Here is a 22,402-nt window from a genome sequence, read left to right on the forward strand (position 1 = left end):
CATAGTTCTCATGTTTAGTGGGGTTCGCGTAACCTCGACCGTGGGAGGCACAGGACGTGCGCAGCCGGGGTGGCATAGGGGTTTTTTCGGCGCCGGCCGTGGCCTGGGCTTTGGCCGTGCTCGCGCTTGCACTGACCAGGGAGCCCTTGGCCAGCGAGCCCCTGGCGCCCCCTGCGGATCAGACCGTCTGTTCCCCGAACGGCCTCTACTGCGCGGTGATGGATGCGGAAACGAAGCAGACCACGGTGCTGCGGGAAGGCCGGCCCCACTGGCAGCGGTCCGGGTGGTTTCGCGACGCTTTTCTGGCCGACGACGGCGAACACCTGGTTGTCGGCTATCGGGGCCTGGATCTTTTGAACTGGGACTATAGGCCGGGCACCGTGCTGCTCAGTTTCTGGCGGCGCGACCGCCTGATCCGCGCCGTGCCCTTCGCCGAGGTGATCGAGGAACCGGCGCGGCTGCGGCCCATGGCCGGCCACTTCCTCTGGGGCCGCACGCTCGGTTTCGACAAATCCGGGCGCTTCACCGTGGAAACGGTTGAAGACCGCCGCCTCACCTTCGACATAACAACAGGCGCCCTGGTCGCGGTGGAACCGCACCCCTTCCGGCGCTAAAGATATCGGTATCTACAGGAGAGGGCGGTAATGGCTTTTGCCATCAAGAACCTGGATCACGTGGTGGTCTGCGTCAGCGACCTGGAACGGGCGCTGAAGTTCTATACCGAGGTGCTGGGCTGCCGGGAGGAACGGCGGGTCGAGTCCATCGGCCTGGTGCAACTGCGTGCCGGGGCGTCGATGATCGACCTGATGCAGACCGCGACGGGGCCGGAGGAAGAGGAAACCATCGCCAGCGGCCGCAACATGGACCACTTCGCGGTACGCATCGAACCCTTCGATCCCCCGGCCATCCGCAGCCATCTGGAAAGCCACGGCGTCGATGTCGGCGAAGTGGTCGACCGCGTCGGCGCCGAAGGCAAAGGCCCCTCCCTCTACATCCAGGACCCCGACGGCAACACCGTGGAACTGAAGGGGCCGGCTGCCTGAGAGTCTTGCCGTTCTCCCGGTCGTCACCCTCGCAATAAGTGCGAGGGCGACAAGAGGAGGTGATGGCTAGCCCTCCTTCCGCCCCACCAGCACATAGCTCAGCGGAAGCTGATACGGCTGGTTTTCCATGTGGCCGCGGGTGCCGATGTTGTGGGGGAACTCCTCGAAGTCCTCGATGGCGAAGCCCGTGTTCACCAGGGCCATGATGACGTCGCTCATCTTGTGGAAGATCCAGTAGTTGGGCTTGGCGGCGTAATCCTTCTCGGCCCAGTAGTCGAGGCCGGTATCCGTGCGGTAGGGCTCCGAGCGGAAGTAGGACTCGTCAGGCTGCGGCGGGCCGCCGCTGTCGCGGTCGTCGTACATGTTGAGGATCGGATGGTCCTCGTAGATGAAAAGCCGCCCGCCGGGCTTCAGGATGCGCCGCGCCGTCGCGAAGAACTGGGCGAGGTCGGGCATCCAGCCGAAGACGCCGATGGTCACCACCGCCAGATCGAAACGGCCGTCGTAGTCGGTGGGGATCTGGTTGATGTCGCCCTGCACGAAGTCGGCCTCGATGCCGCCGGCGGCGGCCAGTTCGCGGCCCTGGTCGAGGAATTCCTGGGCGAAGTCGAAGCCGGTGACGCTGGCTGAGCCCAGGTTCTTGATGGAGAGCAATTCGCGGGCGTTGTTGCAGCAGAGCTGCGCCACCGCCTTGCCTGCCAGGCCGATGGCCTGCAGCCGCGCGGTCATGGTCGCGTCGAGCACCGAGAAGCCCGGTTCGGCGAAACCCTTCAGCAGCGACGCCCACTGATCGTGTTCGCGGTGATGGGCGGCGGCCTCGTTCCAGGACTCGCGGTTGGCGGCGACGATCTCGTCTTTAGTCAGGGACATGTCAGGACTCTTTCCTTCTGGAGCCCTTTTCTCTAGGCAGGCGCGGCGCTGCCGTCAATCATTGGGGCGGCGGAACAGGAGACCGGGGACGGGGCGATGGCATCCTTCAAACAGATCTATGCACGCGCAGCCAAGCGTAAGGGCGACGAGGCGGCACTGGAAAAGCTGATTGCCGGGTCGAAGCCCAAGAGCAAGGCGGCGCTGAGGAAAATCGGCGACGACCGCTATCTGTCAGAGATGACCAAGCGCATCTTCCAGGCCGGTTTCGTCTGGCGGGTGGTAGAGGCGAAGTGGCCGGACTTCGAAGAGGCTTTCCGGCACTTCGACGTCGGGCGCATGACGATGCTCTCCGATGAGAATCTCGACGAATTGGGGCGCGACACCCGCATCATCCGCCATGCCGCCAAGATCGCCGCGGTGCGCCACAATGCGATCTTCTTGAGCGACCTGGCGAAGGAGCACGGCAGCGCCGCGAAGTTCTTCGCCGACTGGCCGTCGGAAGACATCGTCAGCCTCTGGGCGGTGCTGAAAAAGCGCGGCGCGCGCCTCGGCGGCTACACGGGCCCCTACTTCCTGCGCTTCATGGGCAAGGATTCCTTCCTGCTGTCGCCCGACGTGACCGCGGCGCTGATCCGCGCCAAGGTGGTCGACAAGAACCCGACGGGCAAGGCCGACTTGGCCAAGGTGCAGGCGGCTTTCAACAAGTGGCAGGAAGAAACCGGCCGCTCCCTCACCCAGCTCAGCCGCATCCTCGCCAACTCCATCGACGCCCCGCGGGAGGGGTAGGTTTGGGTTTTCCGCTGCCGCGGAACGCTCTTTCACTTTCTCCCACTTCGTGGGAGTTCCCCCTCACCCCGACCCTCTCCCCTCGCGGGAGAGGGAGGGACCCGCGAAGCGGGAGGGTGAGGGGGGCTTCAGCGTCAGCGGCAATCAAATCTGCAGTAATCAAGTTTGCGGCAGCCGTCCCTCCAGCAGGTCGCGGTGGCCGAGGAAGGCGTCGGCCATGAAGTCGATGAAGGCGCGCACCCGGGCGGTGGCGCGCAGGTCCTCGTGGGTCAGGATCCAGATGTCCCAGGCCGGCTCCGGCCGTCCCGGCGGCACGCGCAGCAGGTCGGCCTCCGTATCGCCCATGAAACAGGGCAGCATGGCGAGGCCCATGCCCGCCTTGGCGGCGGCGAGCTGCACCATGGCGTTGTTCATGCGGCCGCGCACCGAGGCGTTGGGGAAGGAGCTTTCGCGCACCCAGCGCGGATGGCGGACGCGGTCGTCCCAGCCGATCCAGGTGACCGAGTCCGGCGCGTGTTCGGGATCATGGCGCGAGAGGTAATCGCGCGAGGCATAGGTCGCCCGGGCATAGGTGATGATCTTGCGGCCGACCAGCATCTCCGGCGGGTCGCGGGTGATGCGGATCGCCACGTCGGCCTCGCGGCGGCCGAGATCGAAAGGGGTATAGGAGATCGCCACCTCCAGATCGATGTCGGGATAGCTTTCGCCGAAAGCGACGAGGTCGGGCATCAAGAGCTTCGCCGCCAGCAGGTCCGGCATGGTGACGCGCAGGTCGCCGCGCAGCCGGGCATCCTGGCCCAGCACCCGCCGCTCCAGCCCGTTCACCGATTCCTCCAGACGGCGGGCGGTCTGCATCATGTCTTCGCCGAAAGGCGTCAGCACATAGCCGTCCGGCAGGCGCTCGAACAGCCGCACGCCGAGATCCTGTTCGAAGGCGTCGATGCGCCGCGACACGGTGGAATGGCTGACCCCCAGGCCCCCGGCGGCGGCGCGTACCGTCTTTTCCCGGGCGAGAGCCAGAAAGATGCGCAGATTGTCCCAATCCATGGAGATCACCCTGGTTCAAGAGGGACGCAAAAGGGCGGCCGCCGCGACGGTTCCGGCCCGGATTTGTTCCCGGTGCAAAAATGCACCAGAAGGACGCAGATGTCGATCTTTCATTCGCCAGGGAAAACCGCATATTCAAGGGGTTAGATGACCGGCGCGGGTAGGCGCGGGAGGCAAAGCTTGAGACAGGTAGGGCTGAGACAGGCAAGACAGACCGCCCAAGACCTGCGGCTCGGCCCGGCCAGATCGTTCCGGCTTCGGCCAGTCGGCTGTTCCGAGTCATCGAAGCTTCTCAAAATCGACACAAGGCGAGACCGCGTTGCGGCTCAGGATGCGGTGTTCCCGGCGCCGTCGATTCGTCGTTCGGCGCCGCGCTTTGGAATAGCCGGCGACCTGCAGTGTCTCACCAGGGAAAGGTAACAGGGGGACCATCACCATGCGGCAGGCAGCAAAGGCAGCACTGCAGGAAGACACCCTGAAAGATGACCGCGCGGGCCCACCGGCGGGTGTGGTCATGGCACATCAACGGTTTCAGGATCCGGCGAGCGCTGCCGAGCGTCAGCGCCTGGGGGCGGGCTTCGCCGAGGTGCGGGCGCGCAGCCTCGCCCTGGCGGCGCCGCTGTCGCCGGAGGACATGGCCGTCCAGTCGATGGAGGACGCCAGCCCCACGAAGTGGCATCTGGCGCATACGAGCTGGTTCTTCGAGACCTTCATCCTGCAGGACTATCAGCCGGGCTACCGCGTGTTCCACGATGGCTACTGCTATCTCTTCAATTCCTACTACGAAGCGGTGGGCGCCCGCCATGCGCGCCCGCGCCGTGGTCTGCTGACCCGCCCGCCGGTCTCGGAGGTGCTGGACTACCGCCGCCATGTCGATCAGGCGATGACGCAGCTTGTCGAAACGGCGCCGGAGGATGCCTGGCTGCAGATGGCGCCGCTTCTGGAACTGGGCCTGCATCACGAGATGCAGCATCAGGAACTGCTGCTCACCGATGTTCTGCATCTCTTGGCGCAAAGTCCTCTGGACCCTGCCTATCGCGACAGCGCGCCGGAAAGGGATCGGACGGCCCCGCCGCTCACCTGGTGCGATTATCCCGGCGGCGTTGTGACGACCGGCCATGACGGCGCGGGCTTTGCCTTCGACTGCGAGGGGCCGCGCCATGAAACGCTGCTGCAGCCCTTCGCCCTGGCCTCCCGCCTCGTGACCAACGGCGAGTGGCTCGCCTTCATGGCGGACGGCGGTTACCGCAAGCCGGGGCTCTGGCTCTCCGACGGCTGGGCGCGCTGTCAGGCCGAAGGCTGGCAGGCGCCGCTTTACTGGCTGCCCCCGGGAGAAGCCGCAGAAGCGGGCGGAGACAGCTGGTCGGCCATGAGCCTGCAGGGCCGGCACCCGGTCAACCCCGAGGCGCCGGTCTGTCATGTCAGCTACTACGAGGCAGAGGCCTTTGCCCGCTGGGCCGGTGCGCGGCTGCCGCTGGAGGCGGAGCTGGAAATCGCGCTCGGCGATGCCGCGCTGATGGGGAATCTCCTCAGCCGCGATGCTCTGCGTCCGTTGCCCGCCGCCGGCGGCGCCGATGCCGCAAGGCCGTCCCAATTGATCGGCGATGTCTGGGAATGGACCCAGTCCCCTTATGCGCCCTATCCCGGCTTCCGCACGCCGGAGGGCGCCGTCGGTGAATACAACGGTAAATTCATGTGCAGCCAGTTCGTGCTGCGCGGCGGTTCCTGCGTGACCCCCGACGCGCAGCTTAGGGCCAGTTACCGCAACTTCTTTTATCCCCATCAGCGCTGGCAGTTCACCGGGCTCAGATTGGCAAAGGACAGGCAATGACAACCACGGCAGACCCGGTGCTCGACGCCGAAACGGACCCTCAGACGCCGGACCCTCAGGCACCCGACCCCCAAGGACCGGATACAGACTTTCTCGCTTCCGTCGTCGGCTCGCTCTCGACGCCGCAGAAGTCCATCGAAAGCAAGTTCTTCTACGATGCCCAGGGCTCGCAGCTTTTCGACGCCATCACCGGCCTCGACGAGTACTACCTGACCCGGGCCGAGACGGCCCTGCTGCGCGCCCGTTCCGAAGAGATCGCCGCCCTGCTCGGCAGCGGCGTCAGTCTCGTGGAGTTCGGCAGCGGCTCTTCGGTGAAGACGCGCATCCTGCTGGAGGCTCTGCCGGCGCTGAAAGTCTACGTGCCCATCGACATCTCCGGCGCTCATCTGGATGCCGCAGCCAAGCGCATCGCCGCCGACTTCGGTCTGCCGGTGATCCCGCTGCATGCCGACTACAACAGCCGCGTTTCCCTGCCGCTGCAGGTTCCCCGCGACAAGCTGGTCGGCTTCTTTCCCGGCTCAACCATCGGCAACTTCGAACCCGAGGCGGCGGTGGCTTTCCTGAAGCGGGTGCACGGCCTGCTGGGGTCCGGCGCCCGCCTGCTGGTGGGGGCCGATCTGCAGAAGGAAGCCGCCCGTCTGGTGGCCGCCTACGACGATGCCCTGGGGGTAACCGCCGCCTTCAATCTCAATCTGCTGGTGCGCATCAACCGCGAGCTCGGCGGCGACTTCGACATCGACGCCTTCACTCACCGGGCACTCTACAACGCCGAAGAGGGGCGGATCGAGATGCACCTGGTGAGCCTGAAGGACCAGAGCGTCCGGCTCGGTGGCAAGAAAATCCATTTCGCCAGCGGCGAGACCATCCACACCGAGAATTCCTACAAATACAACCTCGACTCCTTCCGGGCGCTGGCCGAGCGCGGCGGCTGGCGCAGCGAAGCGGTCTGGACCGACCCGGAAGGGCTGTTCTCCTGCCACGCGCTCATTGCGGCGTGAATTCTCGTTCAGGCGTTAAAGTGCCAGTGGACCGGCGGTCGGCCCATCACCTCGGTGCGGAAGCAGGCGATCTGATCGCCCAGCAGGCAGCCGAGATAGGCGGTGCGCAGGTCGGGGCCGCCGAAAGCCAGGCTTGAGATGCTGCGCAGTTTTTGGCTGTTGATCTGGTCGAGATGCGGGCGGTCCATGACGCCGGCCTGAAAGGCTTTCTCCACCTCCGCCAGGTGCTCGGCGTCGCAATCCTCCAGGATCAGTTGCTGGCTGCCGTCCGGGGCAACGCGGATAACCCGGTTGCTGACGATGGAGGTCACCCAGAGATGGTCCTCCATATCGAAGGCGAGGCCGTCGGGGAAAGTGCCGGGGCCGAAGTCCGTCACGACCTCCTTGTCGCTCAGATTGCCGCGTCCGTCGATGCGGAAGCGGCTGAGGCGGCGGGCGAAGGTCTCGTTCACATAGAGCCAGTTACCGTGATTGTCGATCGCCACTTCGTTGGTGTAGCCCAGACCGTCGGCGACAATGCGGGCGCCGTTGGTGTCGATCAGCACGATGAAGCCATCGTCGACGTCCGACCGGTACCCGAGCGCGCGGGGGCTGCGCCGGGTGGAGACGGTGACCCAGACCCGGCTGCGGTCGTCGATCATGACGAAGTTCGTGGCCGGCAGGTCGGTGCCGTCGACCGCGCGCAATACCTCGCTCAGCTTGCCGTCTCGGTCGAGGCGGAAGACTCCGCCCGCATCGTCGATGTTGGCGATCAGGAAAGAGCCGTCGCGCTGCAGGGCGATCCCGTTGGGTTTGATGGCCTCGGCCCCGCCGGCTGCCTGATACAGCGCCTGAGGCCCCTTTGCGGGCGTGCGCGCCACGCCACCGCGCCAGTCGGCGCTGTAGATGTCGCCGCTTGCGGTACACAGCAGGCATTCCGGGCGTGTCAGTCCGGCCCCGATCATGGTCACGTCGTCAAGGGTCACGGCGTCAAGGGTCTGGGCCGCATGGCTGTCAGTCAAAGCTTCCTCCTACGAATCCGCCGCGAAGCTACTATAGTTTCGGCCAAGCCGACCAGAGCGGATCCTGGTCGCATGGGATTGGCCTGGAAGAGCGGCCGGGCCCGTTCATCGATCCGGTGAATCTGTTCTGATTTTTGAAATCGGGCGGGAAGAAAGGCATTGAAATGACGGATGCGGCGGAGGTTGTGGCGTTCTGGTTTGCGCCGGGGCGCGAGAAGCAGTGGTTCGGCGGCGGCGAGGCCTTCGATAAGGATGTCGAGGAGGCTCTATCGGCGGCGCATCACCGGGCCGTAGCCGGCGATCTCGATTCCTGGCAGACGACACCGCAGGGCTGTCTGGCGCTCTGCATCCTGCTGGATCAGGTGCCGCGCAACATCTTCCGTGGGACGCCGCGCGCCTTCGCCAGCGATGAGGCTGCCCTGGCCGTCACGCGCCACGCCCTTGCCGCGGGATTTGACGAGTCTCTCAACCAGGTCGAGCGCCTCTTTCTTTATCTGCCGCTGGAGCACAGCGAAGATCTGGCGGACCAGATAACCTGTATGCGTCTGGTCCGCAGCCTGGACGAAAACCCCGAATGGCTGCGCTATGCCGAGGCGCACCGCGACATCATCGCCCGCTTCGGGCGCTTTCCCCACCGCAATGCGACCCTCGGGCGCGAAAGCACGGATGAGGAGGTCGCTTTCCTGAAGGAACCGGGCTCCTCGTTCTGAGACATCACCGGAAGGTTCAGGGCACCAGCCAGGAGGTTTGAAGCCGCCCTTCGTCGTCCCAGGCGAAGACGGCGCGGCGGTGGCCATAGGGCGTCAGATAGAGCCAGTCCATCTGCTTTACCGTGCAGATCACCACCGCGAAGTTTAGCTTGCCGGCCAGGCTTTCCTCTTCGCTGGGTGCGCGGTTTTCCAAATCGCCCGGCAGCCCCGAGGTCGGCCAGGCCCAGGGCAGGCCGGGCGGCCCGGAGACCATGTAGTGCCGGCGCTGGGGCAGCGGTATGCCGGCCCAGGCTTCCTCCGCAACGGCATCGCCGCAGTGGATGCGCGCCTCGGCCTGAACCCGGATCTGGGTGTCGTCGGAATGGGAAAGGAACAACAGGCCGACGCGGGGGTCGGCCTGGATCTCACCGATCTTGCGGCTGCGCAGGTCTGTATAGAAGCCGAGCTGACGTGTCTCTCTATCGACATGGCGCAGAACCACCGTGCGCAGCATGGGGCCGTGGGTCGTGTCGCCCGTCGCCAGCGCCGGCGTATAGAGATCATGTTTCGGATCGTTGGCCCCGTCGACAAGCAGCGCCCAGCACTCGCTCAGCACCGCACTGAGCCGTGGCTCTTCGTCCGCGTTCCAGATATCGATCTTGTCTATGGCCAAATCGGCCTCTCGTTGCTCGTGTCGGGCTTTATGACCACCGGGGCCGCCCTCGCCATGGCTGATAATTCTAGTCCGCTGCTTTGGCGGGGCAAATGCTTTCCTGAAGCCCGGGGTCTGCGCTGCATCAAAAGTGCCGGGACCGAAGTCTGCTAATACTAAAGGCGCTGGTCATTCACTGGAATTTCAGATGCGCCTTGCCACCTTCAACCTGGAGTCTCTCGATCTGCCGCGCGGCGGCGAGGCGGCGCTGTCGCGGCGGATTGCGGTGCTCGCGCCCTTGCTCAATCGTTTGCGTGCGGATGTCCTCTGTCTGCAGGAGGTGAACGCCCGGAAAGGCGAGGGGAGACAGGCCGGCGGGCAACGCCGGCCGACGGCGCTGCAGCGGCTCCTGAATGCCAGCGACTATGCAGGCCACAGCCTGACCGTCAGCCGTTCCCTTTCCGGCGACGGGCCCGCCGACGTTCACAACCTCGCCCTGGTCAGCCGTTTTCCCGTGCTGGCGCTGCGCGAACTGCGCAATGACCTCGTGCCGCCGCGGCGCTACGCGGCGGTCACGGCGGTTCCGCCGGAGGCCGGCGATCTCACCCTGGCCTGGGACCGTCCGCTGCTGTATTGCCTCTTGGAACTGCCAGGGGGAGGGCGCCTGCATGTGATCAACCTCCACCTGCGTTCGCCCCTGGCGGCGCCGATCCCCGGCCAGAAGATGGGGGCGCAAAAAATCGGGGGTCAAAAAGGCGCGCCACCGGTCTGGTCGTCCGTCGCCGGTTGGGCAGAGGGTCTTTTGGCGGCGACGATCATGCGCAGCGGACAGGCGCTGGAAGCACGGCTTCTGGTGGAAGAGATATTCGATGCCGATCCCGCGGCGCTGGTCGCGGTCTGCGGCGACCTGAATGCCGGGGTCGAGGAAACCCCGGGACGCATTCTGCGCGCGGCCGTTGAAGACAGCGGCAATCCGGCGCTGGCGTCACGCGCGCTCTATGCCTTGGAGCAGACGCTCCCGATCGAACGCCGTCACACCGTGATCCATGCCGGGCGGCCGCTGATGCTCGATCATCTCCTCGTTTCACAGTCCTTGCGGCAGTGCTTCACCGGGATTGAGGCCTTGAACGACGCGCTGCCCGACGAGGAAGAGATGGCCGAAGACGATCCACGCTCCAACCACGCGCCCTTGGTTGCCGCGTTCGATCTTTAGAGTCTTGCGGGTGTCCCCCTCACCCCGCCCCTCTCCCCTTGCGGGCTATGGGATTCACACATTTTCGATGTTTGTTGCGAGTGCGAATCCGGTGAGTTGTGCTGCGAGGGTTTGCCAACCGGTTTTCATGGTCTTTGGTCCGGGCGGTTTGTAGTAGCAGTTCCATCCGCCGAGGCGGGCGCAGACCCAGGCGAGGAACGCGAGGCTGTCGGCTGGATGCGGATTTTTCTGGCGCTCGGTGTTGCCTTCGAGCGTCTTGGAGATCGCCTGGAGTGCGGGCAGAAAGCCGGCGTCGAGGGCGTCCGTCGCCGGTCGGCGCGAGCCGTCGCGGGCATCGACCAGTTGCATGATGCGGGCCGCCGCGCCGAGCGCCATGGCGGCGAACTTCATCAGCCGCCCGGCATCGTGCATCTGGGTTTCGTCGAAGCGCAGGCCGTCGCTCTTGCAGGTTCGGAACAGCTGCTCGATGCGCCAGCGCAGGCGGTAGAGCTGAACCGCACGCTGCGGCGCGATGTCCGCCGACGACAGCAGACGCCAGTGCAGCGCCGCCTTGCCCGCCGGCGGATCGGGCTCGCGCGCTTCGACGACGGTCATCTCGACCATCTCTGCGGCATGCGCCTTCTTCAGCCTCGAGGGGCGGACGATCCGCACACGGCGTGCCCGCAGTTCCACCGTGGCCTCGCGGCCCTTGTCGCCCGGCCCACGCGGGCCGACCTTCACGACAGACCGGCCTTGCGCAGGTTCCGCCGCCAGTGCCTCGAACAGGCGGCGGCCATCCGCCCCGTCTGCTTCGTTCTCCCCGTCCGCCAAGCCACGGTCGTGGCGCGCCCGCACCACAAGCTCCACGCCCTCGGGCTTGCCGGCAAACAGCGTGTAGACGTCGCTTTCCCGGTCGGCCACCACGGTTACGCTGGCGGCGCCGGCCAAACCCTCGCCGGCGCAGCGCGCCCCGGACAGCCAGCGACCGCTCTCCTTGTCCGAAGGCGCACGCCGCCGACGATCGCCCGCCTTGACCGGCGGCCGGGTCCAGATCTCGGCCCCCACAAGGCCAAGCACCGCCTCGTCCTCGGCGTCCACCGCAAGCAGCGGGTGCAGGAAAAAGGCCGGGCTCGTGCCATCCGCCCCGCATCCAAAACCCCGGCGGTTGGCCGCGCGGTTCTTGAAGTTGATCTCGCTCGTATCCTGGATGCAGATCACATGCCGACCCGCGCACACCGCCGCCGTCCGGGCCGCAAGGCCGGACAGGATCGCCGCAACGCTGGAATGCGGCGAAGACAAAAACCGGTGGCACGCCATCTCACCAGCCCGGTCACCACCAACCTTGCGCAATACGCAACTGCCGCTCGACACCAACTGGTCCATCATCCATTCCGACCGACCCGCAACACGCACGTCTCCAAACCCAGCCATCCAGATCCCCCAAAAAACCTGGATTGCTTGAATCACATCATCGCCTCAAAGAGAAGCAATTCCGTGAATGCCGTAGCCCCTTGTGGAAGAGGGCCGGGGTGAGGGGGACTCATCCCGCGTCAGCGGGAGGGTGAGGGGGCTCTTTGTGTTCCCGCGCCCTTAAGCCGCCTTCAGCCTTTCGCGGTTGTGGGGCAGCGCGAAGTCGATGTCCGGGCCTTTTGGGACGATGCCGGTCGGGTTCACGCTTTTGTGGCTGCCGTAGTAGTGCTGCTTGATGTGAAACAGGTCCACCGTCTCGGCGACACCCGGCACTTGGTAGAGCTCGCGGGTGTAGTTCCAGAGGTTGGGGTAGTCGGCGATGCGGCGGCGGTTACACTTGAAGTGGCCGTGGTAGACCGGGTCGAAACGAACCAGGGTGGTGAAGAGCCGCCAGTCGGCCTCCGTAATCACATCGCCGGCAAGGTAGCGCTGTCGGCCCAGCCGTGCTTCGACATCGTCCAGGGTGGCAAAGAGCGCATCGAAGGCCTCTTCATAGGCCTCCTGGCTGGTGGCGAAGCCGCACTTGTAGACACCGTTGTTCACATGGTCGTAGATCGGCGCATTCACGGCGTCGATCTCTGCGCGCAGCGCTTCCGGATAGAAATCCAGGGTCGACCCGGTGAGCCCGTCGAAGGCAGTGTTGAACATGCGGATGATCTCCGCCGACTCGTTGCTGACGATGGTCTGCTTTTGCTTGTCCCAGAGCACCGGCACGGTCACCCGGCCGCTGTAATGCGGATCGGCCGTGGTATAGATCTGGTGCATTAGCTTTGCACCGTTGACCGGATCGCCGGTGGCGCCGGGGCCTTCCTCGAAGGTCCAGCCGGCTGAGCCCATATGCCAGTGCACCACCGAGACCGGGATCAGATCCTCCAGGCCTTTCAGTTTGCGGAAGATCAGCGTGCGGTGCGCCCAGGGACAGGCGAGCGAGACATAGAGGTGGTAGCGGCCGGCTTCGGCCTTGAAGCCGGCCTCACCACTGGGCCCTGCGCTGCCGTCGGCGGTGACCCAGTTGCGGAAGGCGCTCTGCTTGCGCTGGAAGCGCCCGCCGCTCGACTTCGTGTCGTACCACTGGTCTTTCCAGACACCGTCGACCAAGAGGCCCATTGTCTTACTCCCTTTCTTGTACTGTCGGATCAGGCCCAGATCAGGCGACGTCGGCCAGAAGAACCTCGGACTCGGTTTCGGCCGTGATCTCGACCTTCTCGACATCCCTGATGGTGACGCCGTCACGCTCCCCGGCCTTCACGCCGTTGACCGTGATGCTGCCTTTCGCCGGCACCAGGTAGAGCTTGCGCTGCGGATCCAGGTGGTGACTCACCGTCTGGCCCGCCGCCAGGGTCGCCCCCAGAATGGCGGCGTCCTGGTGGATCGGCAGGGCATCCGGATGCTGCTTGCGCCCGGATGCCAGGGCGACCAGCTCGCCGGAGCGCTCGGCCTTGGGGAAGGCGCGGGCCTCCCAGCGCGGCTCGACGCCGTGAACCTCTGGTTCGATCCAGATCTGGAAAATCCGGGTGGCGTCGTCCTCGCGGTTGAACTCGGCATGCATGATGCCTGTGCCCGCGGACATCACCTGGACGTCACCCGCTTCGGTCCGGCCTTCGTTGCCGAGATGATCCTTATGGGTGATCGCGCCCTCGCGCACATAGGTGATGATCTCCATGTCGCGGTGGCCGTGCAGGTCGAAGCCGGTGCCCGGCTCAATCTTATCATCGTTCCAGACGCGCAACGGACCCAGGCCCATGCGCGAGGGGTCGTAGTAGTTGGCGAAGCTGAAGTGATAGCGGGCCGAGAGCCAGTCGTTCTGGAAACGGCCAAGATTGTCGAAGTGCTTGATCTCGATCATCGGTTTGCTCCTGAAAGACGCGGGGCGGATTCCCCGCGCCTGTTGTCTGCGGGTCAGGCGGCCAGCTTGGCGGCGATCTCCGCTACGTGGCGGCCCTGAAAGCGGGCCATGCCAAGTTCCTTTTCACTGACCTGGCGGCTGCCGTCGCCCGCGGCAATGGTGGTGGCGCCATAGGGCGACCCGCCGGCGATTTCGTCCAGCGTCATCTGGTCCTGGCAACTGTAGGGCAGGCCCACAATCACCATGCCCTGATGCAGCAGGGTCGTGTGAAAGGAGGTGATGGTGGTTTCCTGCCCGCCGTGCTGGGTCGCGGTGGAGGCAAAGACGCTGCCGACCTTGCCGATCAGCGCACCCTTCATCCACAGGCCGCCGGTCTGGTCGAGGAAGTTGCGCATCTGCGCGGCCATGTTGCCGAAGCGCGTCGGTGTCCCGAAGATGATGGCGTCGTAGTCGGCCAACTCGTTCGGATCGGCGAGGGGCGCCGCCTGATCCAGCTTCACCCCGGCGTTCCTGGCGACCTCTTCGGGCATCAACTCCGGCACCCGCTTGATGGTCACTTCGGTCCCCGCAACCTCGCGGGCGCCCTCGGCGATCGCGCCGGCCATGGTTTCGACGTGTCCGTAGCTGCTGTAGTAGAGCACGAGTACCTTGGTCATCTTGAACTCCCTTGTTCCGCTTCGCCGTGAGATTTCAGCATTGCGCTGTGGGGAATAGGTGGGCGTTCTCCCCAAGAAAATAATGTGGTATGCAAGAACATCATTGTTTCTCTGAGGAAACGACAATGTCACGCTTGGATGAGATGGCCGTTTTCGCTGAAGTTGTTGAAGCGGAAGGGTTTTCCGCTGCCGCCCGGGCGCTGGGCATCAGCAAGTCGGCTGTTTCCAAGCAGATCAGCCGCCTGGAGGACCGGCTGGGCGTGCGCCTGCTGAACCGCACCACCCGGCGGCTGTCCCTGACCGAGGCCGGGACCACTTTTTACGAGGCCAGCCGGCGGGTGCTGGACGAGGCCCTGGCGGCGGAAACGGCGGTGAGCAGCCTGGCGGAGGCCCCGCGTGGGCTGCTGAAGCTGAATGCGCCGATGTCCTTCGGCTTTCTCCATCTCGCCCGGGTGATCCCCGAGTTTCACGAGCGCCATCCGCAGATTGTCATCGATGCGGTCATGAACGACCGTTTCGTGGACCTGGTGGAGGAAGGCTATGACGTGGCAATCCGCATTATAGGCGGCATGACCGACTCCAGTTTGATCGCCCGCCGCCTGGCGCCCAGCCGGGCGATCCTCTGTGCCAGTCCGGGCTATCTGGCGCGTCATGGCGAGCCCCTGCAGCCGGAGGAACTCGGCGATCACGCCTGCCTGATCTATTCCAACCTCGACCGGCGCCACGAATGGCGCTTCAGCGGGCCGCAGGGCCCGGTCCGGGTGAAGGTGAAGGGTCCCTTTCAGGCCAACAACGGCGATGCCCTCTGCAGCGCTGCCCTTGCGGGCATGGGCATCGCGGCTCTGCCGAGCTTCATCGTCGGCGCCCATCTGCTCGCCGGGCGCTTGCGGCCGGTGCTCTGCGGCTTTCCGCTGGGGGCACAGGGCATCTACGCGGTCTATCCGCACAACCGCAATCTTTCCGCCAAGGTGCGGGCCTTCGTCGACTTCCTGGCCGACCGCTTCGGCCCCGAGCCCTACTGGGACGACGGACTGGACCGGATTCTGGTGCCGGTGCCGCCGCCGCAAGAGGGCTAGAATCCTTAAGACTTCTGTGATAAGCCGGATCTGTCAGGTGGTTGCGACCGCCTGTCTTGGTCAAGATCAGGAGGGACGATCCCTTGCCGAACCAGGAAAGACTGCGACGACGACGTTGAGCCCCCGCGCTTTTGCGCGCGCCACCGCCTGCAGTTCTCGACGCCGTTGCCGACGGCAAGCCTGGAAAACAGATCATGACCTTCTCTCTTATGCCCGAGCGGCCGGACGACGCCGCACTCAACACCCCCCTGCTTGACAGGACGTTCGGTTTCGACCGGACGCGGCGGACGGTGTATCGGCTACGCAGCGGCCTCGACCCCGTCGCCGAATTGTGTTTCTCGGCGGTGGCCGAGGACGGCAGCCTGCTGGGGTCTATCCGCTACTGGCCTGTGGTGGTCGAAGAGACGCCGGCGATCCTGCTGGGGCCTCTCGCGGTGGAACCGGCGCAGCAGGGGCGCGGCATCGGCAAGCGGCTGGTGGCGCATAGCCTGGTCACGGCTGCCGGGCTTGGTCATGGCATCTGTCTGGTGGTGGGTGACCCGGCTTATTACCGCGTCTTCGGTTTCGGCTCCGCGGCGGCGGCGGGCCTTTCTCTGCCCGGCCCGGTGGAGCCGGAGCGCTTTCAGGTCAAGGCGCTGATCCCCGGCGCCCTGGAGGGTGTGGAGGGTGTTGTCGAACGCTGCGAAGACGAAGCGCCGCAATCCGGCCAACGCCGGAGGGGACTTCGCCGCTCCGTCGCCTGACGGCGCCCAGCCCCATCTTCCCGATGATCTTTAAGCGGGCGGCCGGGCGCCTTCGTGAGCCCCGGTGAGACAGTTCAGGAACTCCTGCACCAGCCGTGAGGGTCGCGGCGAGTGGCGCACGATGGCGGCGTGGTCGCTCTTGTATTGATAGACGTCCGGGCGCAACCGCCACATCTGCCCCCGCTCGACGAAGGTCTGGGCATAGTGATCCGGCAGGAACCCCAGATAGCGCCCGGAGAGGATCAGCGCCGCCAGAGCTTCCTCGTCGTAGACATCGGCGTCGCGCGTAAGTTTCAGGCGATGGCTGACGATCATGTTCAGCGAGTGAAAGCCGATCCCGGCGTATTTGCAGCGCCGGATGTCGTGCTGCCGGGCGCGCTTGCCGGACTCGCCAGCCAAGACATGTTCCTTTCCGCAGTAGAGGTACATCTGTTCGGAATAAAGCGGGAAGTACTCCAGGCTGCTCGACTGGCGGTGGGTCGGGGTTATGGCCAGGTCCAGGCGCCCGTTCAGCAAACCGCTTTCGATGGTGTTGACCGGCTCCTTGTGAATCTCGAGGACCACATCGGGCGCCAGCTTGTCGAACATTGCGATGGTCTCTGACAGCCGCGCCTCGGGGTTCGAGACCATCTTGTCGAAGAGCGCGATGGCGAGGCGTCCGCTGAGCCGTTGATGAACCGCATCGACGTCGACCTGAAAGGCGTTGATGGCGGCCAGAAGCTGGGTCGAGGCCTCGAAGATCTGATTGCCCTCCGCCGTGAGCGCGAAGCCGGCGGGCCCGCGGTCGCAGAGTTTCACACCCAAACGCGTCTCGAGGTCGGTCAGATGGCGGCTGATGGTCGAGCGGCCGATATTCAGTTCCAGCTCCGCCGCAGAGACGCCGCTGCAGGCAACGACCGCGCGGAACACCCGCAACAGGCGGATATCGACGTCGCTGACGCGGCCGAGAATGGCTTTGCGGGCCATGGCGAATGTTTCATCTAAATGAAACTATTGTTCGAAACTCAACCTTACATGAAACATATTCGCCATCATAGCGTTAACGCTCTGGTCCGATAAACCGACCAGCGGAGCCGGAAAACCGGTCTGCGGTCAAAGAATCAACGGTAGGACCACGGGGAGCGCAGACATCAGTTCATCACAGGTCGCTCGTCCAGTGGGCCGACACAAGCAGTGGGTTTCTGCGACCGTTTGCGGTCGTCCGGGCCCCGGTATGAACTCAGGAGGTTCAAATGAAATTTGCGGGAAAATTGGTCGCGACGACCGGCCTTGCCGTGGCTCTACTGTTCTCTGCAGCAGGTGACGTCTCGGCGAAGAACTTCAAGATGGCGCTTGGCGATGCCGCCGGCGGCACCCAGGACGCGGCGGGCAAAAAGTTTGTCGAGGAATTCGAAGCACGCACGGGCGGCCAGCACAGCATCAAGATGTTCCACAACGGCCAGCTCGGCAGCGAGCAGGACACGGTGAACGATGCCGCCATCGGCACCCTGGATTTCTCGGTTCTGGCGATCAACAACATCACGCCGTTCTCGCCCACGGTCGGTGTGCTGACCCTGCCGTACATGATCCTCAGCCTGGAGGAAGCGGTACAGCTGACCCAGGGCGATGTCGGCAAGGAACTGACCGAGAACACCCTGCGCGATGCCGGTGTGCGGATCGTGGCTTGGTCCTATGCCGGCTACCGCGTGCTGTCGAACTCCAAGAAGCCGATCAAGACCATGGCCGACCTGGAGGACATCGTGGTCCGCGTTCCCAAGAACGAGATCATGATCGACACCTATAACTCCTGGGGCAACAACCCGACGCCGATGGCCTGGTCCGAGACCTTCACGGCGCTGCAGCAGGGCGTGGTCGACGGGCAGGACACCCCCTACATCACCATCCACGCGATGAAGTTCTACGAGGTGCAGAAGTACATCACCAATCTGCGTTACCTCTTCCTGTTGGAGCCGATCATCGTCAGCGAGTCGGTCTTCCAGGACCAGTCCGAGGACGTCCAGAGCGCGATTCTCGAGGCCGGTAAGGCGGCAACCGCTTTCTCCGCCCAGTATCTGGCGGATACCGAAGCCGCGCTGAAAGCCGATCTCATTGCCAAGGGCATGCAGATCGACGATCCGGCCAATGAGGAAAAGGAATGGATCGAGGCCGCCACGACAAACGTCTGGCCGAAGTTCTATGACAGCATCGGCGGCAAGGAAAAGGTAAACGCCATCCTGACGTCGCTTGGGCGCCCGGCTGTCGAATAGGGTGACGACTTAGGCCGTCTCCAAGTCAGCGTAGCAAGCAAAGTCAGTGTTCGGCGGGCAGGGCCGGTTCCGGGGGTCAAATTGGACCCGCCCTGTCCGCCAGAGCACGCAGCATCAAACGGGTAATTGGGGGAGGACGCAGAAAGATGGGCCGCAAGATCTATCTCTTTCTCGATAACATCGAAAGCTACATCTGCCGCACCTTGCTGGCGCTTTTCGTCCTGTTGCTTTTCGCCCAGATTCTGTCGCGGGAGCTTTTCAATTACTCGTTCTCCTGGAGCGAGGAGCTGGCGACCTACATGTTCGTCTGGTTCGTCTTCTTCGGCGCCAGCTATGCCGCCAAGCTCTACGCCCACAACCGCGTCACCTTCCAGTTCAACAAGTTGCCGAAGAAGGTGTCGATGACCATCGAAGCGGTCGCCGACCTCTTTTGGATCGCCTTCAACGTCTACTTCGTCTACCTGAGCTACGACTTCGTCTTCAACAAAATGAACCTGTTCTGGAAGTCGCAGACCCTCGGCATTCCGATGAAGTACATCTATATGATCCTGCCGATTGCCTTCTCCCTCATGACCATCCGCATCATCCAGGCGAACTACATGAAGCTCGTCAAGGGGATCGACGTGCGCGATCCGGAGAAGGCGGAAGTTGAAAAGATGATCAAAGAAGGCGGCGAGTAAGGCCGCGCCGAACAGCTCTGGGCCGATGCAGACAGGGGTCTGCGCGCAGGGTTTGCACAGAGAGCAGTCTGGGGAAGCCACGGACGTAACGTCCGCGATTAGGGGAATCGTTTCATGGAATCGACCATCGTCTTAATTCTGTTCGGAACCTTCCTGATCCTTCTGGTCATGGGGGCACCGATCACTGTGGCGCTTGGCGTCTCCGCCATGATTTCGTTCCTCTATCTGGACGAAAATCCGATCAAGTTCGTACAGATCGCCTTTACCTCGGTCGGCTCCTTCCCCTTGATGGCGCTGCCCGCCTTTATCCTGGCCGGCGCGCTGATGGAGGCGGCCGGTATTTCCAGACGGCTGGTGAATGTCGCCGAGAGTTTTGCGGGGCCCTTTACCGGCGGTATCTCGGCGGCGACGGTCTTCGCCTGCCTGTTTTTCGGTGCGATTTCCGGCTCCGGCCCGGCCACCACCGCGGCTGTCGGCATGCTGATGATCCCGGCGATGATCGACCGCGGTTACGACAGGGGCGTCGCCTCTGCCATCACCGCCTCCTCTGGCAGCCTCGGCATCATCATTCCGCCGTCGATCCCCATGGTGATCTTCGGTATCTCCGCGCTCGGCATGCAGCCGCCGCCGGAGGCGGTCGAGAAGTACGGCGTCTTCCAGTCGGTCTCCATTCCCAAACTGTTCATTGCCGGCGTGCTGCCCGGTCTGGTGATTTCCATCAGCCTGCTGATCATGAACTACATCATCTGCAAGAAGAAGGGTTACAGCGGTTCGGCGGAGGGCTTCTCGGCACGCAACACGCTTTGCACGATCTACAAGGGCTTTTGGGCGATCCTGGCGCCGGTGGTGATTCTGGGCGGCATCTATTCCGGCTTCTTTACCCCGACCGAGGCGGCCATCGTCGCCATCTTCTACACGCTGGCCATCGGGTTCTTCGTCTATCGCGAACTGGACATGAAGGCGTTGTTCCGCTCGCTGGAGACGACCACCTGGCTGACCGGCCGGGTGCTGCTGATCCTCTTCACGGCGACGGTTTTCGGCCGCCTGCTGGTGGAAAACCAAATTCCGGCGATCATCGCCGAGGCCATGCTGTCGGCGACCCAGAACATCTACTTGATCTGGGCGATGCTGATCTTCTTCCTGCTTTTCGTCGGCATGTTCATGGAAACCCTGGCGACGATCCTGATCCTGACGCCGGTGCTTCTGCCCATCGCTTACAGCCTGGGCATCGACCCCGTGCATTTCGGCGTGGTGATGGTCTGCGCCCTGGGCATCGGTTTCCAGACGCCGCCGCTGGGCGAGAATCTCTTCATCGCCTCGGGTATCTCCGGCATCTCGATCGAGGAGATATCGATCAAGGCGTTGCCTTTTGCCGCGGTCAACGCGATCGCGGTCTTCGTCATTGCCTTCTTCCCGGAGATCGTGCTCTGGCTGCCGCGCTTCTTCGGATACTGACCGTCGTCACAGCGTGGCGTTTTGAGGCCACCGACAGAGACGGAGTCCGACCAATGATTGTCGCCCGAACGCGATAAGGAACGAACAGATGCAACATCAAATGAAGAGCATTCTCTACAGCACCGACCTGTCGCAGAATTCGATCATCGCTTTCGGCTATGCGGCCTACCTGGCGAAGCTGACCGGTGCCGAGATTCATCTGCTGCATGTTCTCGAAAAGCTCTCCGACGATGCCGCCTTCACCCTCCAGGCCTATCTGCTGGATGAAAAGAAACGTCATGAGATCCTCGACATGCGGGTCGATAAGGCGCGCAGCTTGCTGGAGGCGAAGCAGGAGGATTTCTGGGGCCGGCAGAGCGCGGAGGATCAGAAATTTCGTTCACAGATCAAGTCCATGACGGTCTGCGAATCTTATCCCGCCGAGGAAATTTTGAAATCGGCAAAAAAACACAACTGCGATCTCATCATCATGGGCTCGCACGAGCGGGGCCTCAGCCACACCTTCCTGGGCTCTGTCGCGAAAAGCGTCCTGCGCCGCTCCCACGTCCCGACCCTGGTTGTTCCCCTGGTCGAATCCGACTGACTGCGCCCGGGGGCGCATCTCCGGGCGGCGGGCAACCCGAACCGCTGGAGACATAGAGATGAGAAAGACTTTCGCTTCGATCCTGGTCGCGGGTTCGGTCCTGATCGCGACTGCCGAGACCGTGGCGGCGGCCAGCCAAGAGAAGGTCACCGTCGCCTACTTCCGTGAGTGGCCGACCGCCAATCAGGTGGCCCAAGCGGAGAAATGGTACGACGAAGCGCTCGGCGTGACGGTTGAATGGCGCCCCTTCGACACCGGCGTCGAGATGGCCGAGGCCATGGTCGCCGGCGAGGTCGACATCGCTTACTCCATGGGCGTCGTCCCCTTTGCCCTGGCGGTGGCGGCCGGCGCGCCGATCAAGGTGGTCGGCGTCGCTGTGGACACCGGCGGAGCCGACAACTGCGTCATCTACAAGAAAGAGGCCATCGACCGCGCCAACGCCCATGAGTTGGAGGGCCGCAAGGTTGCCGTGCCGCTCAATACGGTGACCCATTACAAGATGCTGCGCAGCCTGGACTTCCTGGGTGTGGACGTCGCCAAGGTTGAGGTGACCGACATGTCTCCCCATGACATCGACGATGCCTTTCTGCGCGGCGAACTCGCGATGGGTTGTTCCTGGGGCGGGCCGCTGCGGCGCATGAAGGGTCAGGGCTGGGAACTGCTCTCCGCCAACGAACAGGACCGCCTTGGCATTCGCGCCTTCGATGTCATCGCGGTGACCGATGCCTTCGCCGCCGAGCATCCGGAAATGGTGACCGGGTTTCTGGCGGTCACCGACCGGGCGATCGATTATCTGGACGACGAGCCGGAAGCGGCCAAGCCGGTGATTGCCGAGGCGGCGGGCATGACCCCCCGGGAATCGGAAATCGTGCTTTCGCTCTTTGACTTCTACACCCGCGACGACCAGCTCACCGAACGCTGGATGGGCGGCGGTGTGCAGACTTTTCTGAAGGAAGTGGCCGATTTCTTCCAGCAGCAGGGTGAGATCGACGCCGCACTGGATGACTACAGCGCCAGCGTTGATGCCAGCTTCTACGAAAAGGCGGACTAGGGTAAATCTGCTCTAGGCGTTAAGGCGCCAGATGGCGACGTTCAGGGCCGTCGCGTAGCTCAGCCAGAGAATGTAGGGCAGGAAAAGCCAGCTCGCCGTCCGGGAGATCTTTGCAAAAGACAGGGTTGTGGCGACCACCGCACCGATCAGCGCCGCCATGGCGAAGAGGCCGAGCAAGGGGTCGCGCATACCGAAGAAGGCAACGGACCAGAGCACGTTGCAAACCAGTTGGAAAAAGAACAGCGCCAGAGGAACGCCGAGTTCTCCCCTTTCCGCCTGCCGCCATACCAGCCAGGCGGCGATGCCGATGGCCAGATAGATCAGTGACCAGGCGATGGGGAACACCACATTGGGCGGCGTCCAGGCCGGCTTTACGAGTCCGGGATACCAGTCGGCCAGCGCGGGTTCGGTGATCATTGCCCCCAGCCGGCCGGCGATCAGGCAGCAGATGACGAAGACGAGCAGCATGATAGGGCTCGTCAAAGGG

General features: G+C 64.0%; 24 protein-coding genes. 14 read left to right on the forward strand and 10 right to left on the reverse strand.

The window, feature by feature from the left end; translation table 11 throughout:
* Positions 1-56: 56 nt before the first annotated feature.
* Both ACP146_RS02330 and ACP146_RS02335 read left to right on the forward strand, forming a co-directional pair.
* On the forward strand, positions 57-614 hold the full coding sequence (locus ACP146_RS02330) for a hypothetical protein (RefSeq protein ID WP_422365156.1): 558 nt from the start codon (positions 57-59) through the stop codon (positions 612-614).
* 30 nt (positions 615-644) lie between these two features.
* Positions 645-1,043 (forward strand): VOC family protein, encoded by a 399-nt coding sequence (locus ACP146_RS02335; protein WP_422365157.1) that lies wholly within the window; start codon positions 645-647, stop codon positions 1,041-1,043.
* Between the two features lie 66 nt (positions 1,044-1,109).
* Here ACP146_RS02335 and ACP146_RS02340 read toward each other — a convergent pair whose 3' ends face one another.
* Positions 1,110-1,913, reverse strand: a complete 804-nt coding sequence (locus tag ACP146_RS02340; RefSeq protein WP_422365158.1) for a class I SAM-dependent methyltransferase — start codon at positions 1,911-1,913, stop codon at positions 1,110-1,112.
* A gap of 96 nt (positions 1,914-2,009) precedes the next feature.
* On the opposite strand from ACP146_RS02340, the gene ACP146_RS02345 reads away from it, so the two are divergent.
* A complete protein-coding gene (locus ACP146_RS02345; RefSeq protein WP_422365159.1) occupies positions 2,010-2,699 on the forward strand; it encodes a DNA-3-methyladenine glycosylase I in 690 nt (229 codons plus the stop codon).
* 159 nt (positions 2,700-2,858) lie between these two features.
* Here the strand turns inward: ACP146_RS02345 and ACP146_RS02350 are convergent, their stop codons facing one another.
* Complete coding sequence (locus ACP146_RS02350) at positions 2,859-3,746, reverse strand: LysR family transcriptional regulator (RefSeq protein WP_422365160.1); 888 nt, start codon at positions 3,744-3,746, stop codon at positions 2,859-2,861.
* Between the two features lie 436 nt (positions 3,747-4,182).
* On the opposite strand from ACP146_RS02350, the gene egtB reads away from it, so the two are divergent.
* Both egtB and egtD read left to right on the forward strand, forming a co-directional pair.
* A complete protein-coding gene (gene egtB, locus ACP146_RS02355) occupies positions 4,183-5,577 on the forward strand; it encodes an ergothioneine biosynthesis protein EgtB (RefSeq protein ID WP_422365161.1) in 1,395 nt (464 codons plus the stop codon).
* Entirely contained in the window at positions 5,574-6,575 is a 1,002-nt protein-coding gene (gene egtD, locus ACP146_RS02360; protein WP_422365162.1) for an L-histidine N(alpha)-methyltransferase, read from the forward strand. Before egtB ends, egtD begins: the two co-directional genes overlap by 4 nt.
* Before the next feature lie 8 nt (positions 6,576-6,583).
* Here egtD and ACP146_RS02365 read toward each other — a convergent pair whose 3' ends face one another.
* Positions 6,584-7,576: an SMP-30/gluconolactonase/LRE family protein gene (locus tag ACP146_RS02365; protein ID WP_422365163.1), complete on the reverse strand. Its 993-nt coding sequence runs from the start codon at positions 7,574-7,576 to the stop codon at positions 6,584-6,586.
* Positions 7,577-7,740: 164 nt separating this feature from the next.
* Here ACP146_RS02365 and ACP146_RS02370 point away from each other — a divergent pair, with 164 nt between their 5' ends.
* Positions 7,741-8,286: a DUF924 family protein gene (locus ACP146_RS02370; RefSeq protein WP_422365164.1), complete on the forward strand. Its 546-nt coding sequence runs from the start codon at positions 7,741-7,743 to the stop codon at positions 8,284-8,286.
* A 16-nt stretch (positions 8,287-8,302) separates the two neighbouring features.
* Here the strand turns inward: ACP146_RS02370 and ACP146_RS02375 are convergent, their stop codons facing one another.
* Positions 8,303-8,938, reverse strand: coding sequence for a pyridoxamine 5'-phosphate oxidase family protein (locus tag ACP146_RS02375; protein ID WP_422365165.1), 636 nt, complete (start codon positions 8,936-8,938; stop codon positions 8,303-8,305).
* 187 nt (positions 8,939-9,125) lie between these two features.
* Between ACP146_RS02375 and ACP146_RS02380 the strand changes: the two genes are divergently transcribed.
* The gene (locus tag ACP146_RS02380; protein WP_422365166.1) at positions 9,126-10,130 is read left to right on the forward strand and encodes an endonuclease/exonuclease/phosphatase family protein; all 1,005 of its coding nucleotides are present in this window, start codon (positions 9,126-9,128) and stop codon (positions 10,128-10,130) included.
* Positions 10,131-10,184: 54 nt separating this feature from the next.
* Here the strand turns inward: ACP146_RS02380 and ACP146_RS02385 are convergent, their stop codons facing one another.
* The 4 genes from ACP146_RS02385 to wrbA all read right to left on the reverse strand — a co-directional run bounded on the left by ACP146_RS02385 (position 10,185) and on the right by wrbA (position 14,081).
* Positions 10,185-11,540 (reverse strand): IS4 family transposase, encoded by a 1,356-nt coding sequence (locus tag ACP146_RS02385; RefSeq protein WP_422364713.1) that lies wholly within the window; start codon positions 11,538-11,540, stop codon positions 10,185-10,187.
* 159 nt (positions 11,541-11,699) lie between these two features.
* On the reverse strand, positions 11,700-12,686 hold the full coding sequence (locus ACP146_RS02390; protein ID WP_422365167.1) for a glutathione S-transferase family protein: 987 nt from the start codon (positions 12,684-12,686) through the stop codon (positions 11,700-11,702).
* Positions 12,687-12,726: 40 nt separating this feature from the next.
* Entirely contained in the window at positions 12,727-13,425 is a 699-nt protein-coding gene (locus ACP146_RS02395; protein ID WP_422365168.1) for a pirin family protein, read from the reverse strand.
* 53 nt (positions 13,426-13,478) lie between these two features.
* Positions 13,479-14,081, reverse strand: coding sequence for an NAD(P)H:quinone oxidoreductase (wrbA, locus tag ACP146_RS02400; protein ID WP_422365169.1), 603 nt, complete (start codon positions 14,079-14,081; stop codon positions 13,479-13,481).
* 125 nt (positions 14,082-14,206) lie between these two features.
* On the opposite strand from wrbA, the gene ACP146_RS02405 reads away from it, so the two are divergent.
* On the forward strand, positions 14,207-15,157 hold the full coding sequence (locus tag ACP146_RS02405; RefSeq protein WP_422365170.1) for a LysR family transcriptional regulator: 951 nt from the start codon (positions 14,207-14,209) through the stop codon (positions 15,155-15,157).
* 194 nt (positions 15,158-15,351) lie between these two features.
* Positions 15,352-15,900, forward strand: a complete 549-nt coding sequence (locus ACP146_RS02410) for a GNAT family N-acetyltransferase (protein WP_422365171.1) — start codon at positions 15,352-15,354, stop codon at positions 15,898-15,900.
* A 30-nt stretch (positions 15,901-15,930) separates the two neighbouring features.
* Here the strand turns inward: ACP146_RS02410 and ACP146_RS02415 are convergent, their stop codons facing one another.
* Positions 15,931-16,866, reverse strand: a complete 936-nt coding sequence (locus ACP146_RS02415; RefSeq protein WP_422365172.1) for a LysR family transcriptional regulator — start codon at positions 16,864-16,866, stop codon at positions 15,931-15,933.
* 266 nt (positions 16,867-17,132) lie between these two features.
* Here ACP146_RS02415 and ACP146_RS02420 point away from each other — a divergent pair, with 266 nt between their 5' ends.
* From ACP146_RS02420 to ACP146_RS02440, 5 genes are all read left to right on the forward strand, one after another.
* Positions 17,133-18,146: a TRAP transporter substrate-binding protein gene (locus ACP146_RS02420; protein WP_422365173.1), complete on the forward strand. Its 1,014-nt coding sequence runs from the start codon at positions 17,133-17,135 to the stop codon at positions 18,144-18,146.
* A gap of 146 nt (positions 18,147-18,292) precedes the next feature.
* A complete protein-coding gene (locus ACP146_RS02425; RefSeq protein ID WP_422365174.1) occupies positions 18,293-18,826 on the forward strand; it encodes a TRAP transporter small permease in 534 nt (177 codons plus the stop codon).
* A 114-nt stretch (positions 18,827-18,940) separates the two neighbouring features.
* Positions 18,941-20,281: a TRAP transporter large permease gene (locus tag ACP146_RS02430; RefSeq protein ID WP_422365175.1), complete on the forward strand. Its 1,341-nt coding sequence runs from the start codon at positions 18,941-18,943 to the stop codon at positions 20,279-20,281.
* 88 nt (positions 20,282-20,369) lie between these two features.
* Positions 20,370-20,864, forward strand: coding sequence for a universal stress protein (locus ACP146_RS02435; protein ID WP_422365176.1), 495 nt, complete (start codon positions 20,370-20,372; stop codon positions 20,862-20,864).
* A 58-nt stretch (positions 20,865-20,922) separates the two neighbouring features.
* Positions 20,923-21,915, forward strand: a complete 993-nt coding sequence (locus ACP146_RS02440; RefSeq protein WP_422365177.1) for an ABC transporter substrate-binding protein — start codon at positions 20,923-20,925, stop codon at positions 21,913-21,915.
* A 12-nt stretch (positions 21,916-21,927) separates the two neighbouring features.
* Here the strand turns inward: ACP146_RS02440 and ACP146_RS02445 are convergent, their stop codons facing one another.
* Entirely contained in the window at positions 21,928-22,383 is a 456-nt protein-coding gene (locus tag ACP146_RS02445; protein ID WP_422365178.1) for a TspO/MBR family protein, read from the reverse strand.
* Positions 22,384-22,402: the final 19 nt, after the last annotated feature.

The organism is Pelagibius sp., from assembly GCF_965249265.1.
Lineage (GTDB): Bacteria > Pseudomonadota > Alphaproteobacteria > Kiloniellales > Kiloniellaceae > Pelagibius.